Annotated in this window: 1 rRNA gene; it reads left to right on the forward strand. The window is 51.0% G+C overall.

The annotated features are described in order from the left end of the window. Positions 1–1,375: ribosomal RNA gene (locus ACI2L3_RS40340) — 23S ribosomal RNA — on the forward strand; the annotation flags it as partial. Positions 1,376–1,395: the final 20 nt, after the last annotated feature.

The following is a 1,395-nucleotide window of genomic DNA, read 5'->3' on the forward strand; positions in this document are numbered from 1 at the left end:
TCATAAGGTCAAGCTGTGATGGGGAGAGGAAATTGTTTCCTCGAGTCGTTGATTTCACACTGCCGAGAAAAGCCTCTAGCTAGATTTATGGTGCCCGTACCGCAAACCGACACAGGTAGTCAAGATGAGAATTCTAAGGTGAGCGAGCGAACTCTCGTTAAGGAACTCGGCAAAATGACCCCGTAACTTCGGGAGAAGGGGTGCTCTTTAGGGTTCACGCCCAGGAGAGCCGCAGTGAATAGGCCCAAGCGACTGTTTATCAAAAACACAGGTCTCTGCTAAACCGTAAGGTGATGTATAGGGGCTGACGCCTGCCCGGTGCTGGAAGGTTAAGAGGAGTGGTTAGCTTCTGCGAAGCTACGAATCGAAGCCCCAGTAAACGGCGGCCGTAACTATAACGGTCCTAAGGTAGCGAAATTCCTTGTCGGGTAAGTTCCGACCCGCACGAAAGGCGTAACGATTTGGGCACTGTCTCAACGAGAGACTCGGTGAAATCATAGTACCTGTGAAGATGCAGGTTACCCGCGACAGGACGGAAAGACCCCGTGGAGCTTTACTGTAGTCTGATATTGAAATTCGGTACAGCTTGTACAGGATAGGTAGGAGCCTTAGATACGTGAGCGCTAGCTTACGTGGAGGCGTTGGTGGGATACTACCCTCGCTGTATTGGATTTCTAACCCGCACCATTAATCATGGTGGGAGACAGTGTCAGATGGACAGTTTGACTGGGGCGGTCGCCTCCTAAAGAGTAACGGAGGCGCTCAAAGGTTTCCTCAGAATGGTTGGAAATCATTCATAGAGTGTAAAGGCACAAGGAAGCTTGACTGCGAGACTTACAAGTCGAGCAGGGTCGAAAGACGGACTTAGTGATCCGGTGGTTCCGCATGGAAGGGCCATCGCTCAACGGATAAAAGCTACCCCGGGGATAACAGGCTTATCTCCCCCAAGAGTTCACATCGACGGGGAGGTTTGGCACCTCGATGTCGGCTCATCGCATCCTGGGGCTGTAGTCGGTCCCAAGGGTTGGGCTGTTCGCCCATTAAAGCGGTACGCGAGCTGGGTTCAGAACGTCGTGAGACAGTTCGGTCCCTATCCGTCGTGGGCGTAGGAAATTTGAGAGGAGCTGTCCTTAGTACGAGAGGACCGGGATGGACATACCTCTGGTGTACCAGTTGTCGTGCCAACGGCATCGCTGGGTAGCTATGTATGGACGGGATAAGTGCTGAAAGCATCTAAGCATGAAGCCCCCCTCAAGATGAGATTTCCCAACTTCGGTTATAAGATCCCTCAAAGATGATGAGGTTAATAGGTTCGAGGTGGAAGCATAGCGATATGTGGAGCTGACGAATACTAATCGATCGAAGACTTAATCAAATTTAAAAGTTTTGTTGGTT

The organism is Streptomyces sp. NPDC029674, assembly GCF_044903205.1.
Taxonomy (GTDB): domain Bacteria; phylum Actinomycetota; class Actinomycetes; order Streptomycetales; family Streptomycetaceae; genus Streptomyces.